Below are 1,270 nucleotides of genomic sequence, written 5' to 3' on the forward strand. Positions count from 1 at the left end.
CTGAAGGGGCGACAAAATAGCCTGAAAAGCTTATGAGTTCAAGTGTGCAGCAATTTGTGGTAAAAAAAGATAGGTCTACCTTTGTCAACAAGACCTATCTAATGACAATGATACCTTCATTTTACCAAATACACTTAAAAAGTCAATTTAGCCCAACCGAATACTTACTGCTAACAATTTTAATTAATGTTATACAGTCAATTAAAAAAGTTAGTTTAGAAGCGTTAGCAACAAATCTCCCAATCCCTATTTTATTTGAAAGCAGACGAAAAAAATTACAAAGATTTTTATCATTACCATTCTTAACAATTGAAAAAATTTGGTTTCCGATTGTTACCACATGGTTGTCAACATATTTTCAATCTGACAAAATGATTTATGTAGTCATCGATCGCACTGCATGGGGTTGCATTAATTTATTTGTAATTAGTGTAGTTTGGGATAAAAGAGCCTTTCCTGTATATTTTGAACTCCTATCTAAGTTGGGAAGCAGTAATCTTAACGAACAAAAATTGTTAATCTCTCAAGTTTTACCAATTTTTAAGGATTACAAAATTTGTCTCTTGGGAGACAGGGAATTTTGTTCTGTCAAACTAGCAAGTTGGCTCAGAGAGCAAGGCATATCTTTTTGTCTTCGTTTGAAAAAAAACGAATTCATTGAAATGGAACATGAGATTTGGCAAGAGTTAAATGATTTAGGCTTATCACCAGGAATATCTTTCTTTTTACAAGGAGTTAAGGTCACTAAACAAAAAGGATTTACCAATTTTAATGTAGCTTGTAAATGGAGACGGAAAATTCAAGGAATAGCTCCAAAAGAAGGATGGTTTATTGCCACAAATTTAGTCACGCTAGAATTGGCGATCGCTGCCTATAAAAGAAGATTTGATATAGAAGAAATGTTTCGAGACTTTAAGAGCGGGGGTTATAATTTAGAAGATACTAAGGTCTCAAATAAACGCTTAATTTCTCTAATTTTATTAATAGCCATCGCATACACATCTGCCACAATACATGGACAACAAATTAAACAAAAAGGTGTTCAAAAATATGTGGGTCGCGTGAAAGAATACGGGCGGATTGAAAGGCGACACAGCAGTTTTTATATTGGATTATATGGTCAAACATGGGTTAATTTCATGGAATCATGTGAAGATTTAGTCACGGAATTAATGAGATTAAATCGCAATAAATTGAAGTATTATCAACGAGGTCTAAGAGCTATGGAGCTTATCCTATCTGCATCCTAGCTCTTTTGTCGCCCCGTCAG

The 1,270-nt window shown here is 33.9% G+C and carries 1 protein-coding gene; it reads left to right on the forward strand.

Going from position 1 to position 1,270, the window contains the following annotated elements:
- The first annotated feature begins 107 nt into the window (after positions 1-107).
- Positions 108-1,250 carry an IS4 family transposase gene (locus WA1_RS51935; RefSeq protein WP_026135404.1) on the forward strand — a complete coding sequence of 381 codons (1,143 nt, stop codon included), beginning with the start codon at positions 108-110 and terminating at the stop codon, positions 1,248-1,250.
- The last annotated feature ends 20 nt before the right edge of the window (positions 1,251-1,270 follow it).

It is taken from the genome of Scytonema hofmannii PCC 7110, assembly GCF_000346485.2.
In the GTDB taxonomy this organism is placed as follows: domain Bacteria; phylum Cyanobacteriota; class Cyanobacteriia; order Cyanobacteriales; family Nostocaceae; genus Scytonema; species Scytonema hofmannii.

What these genes read in the sequence shown, in the direction of transcription:
- WA1_RS51935 (WP_026135404.1), top strand. Translation starts at nt 108, where the DNA reads ATGATACCTTCATTTTACCAAATACACTTAAAAAGTCAATTTAGCCCA.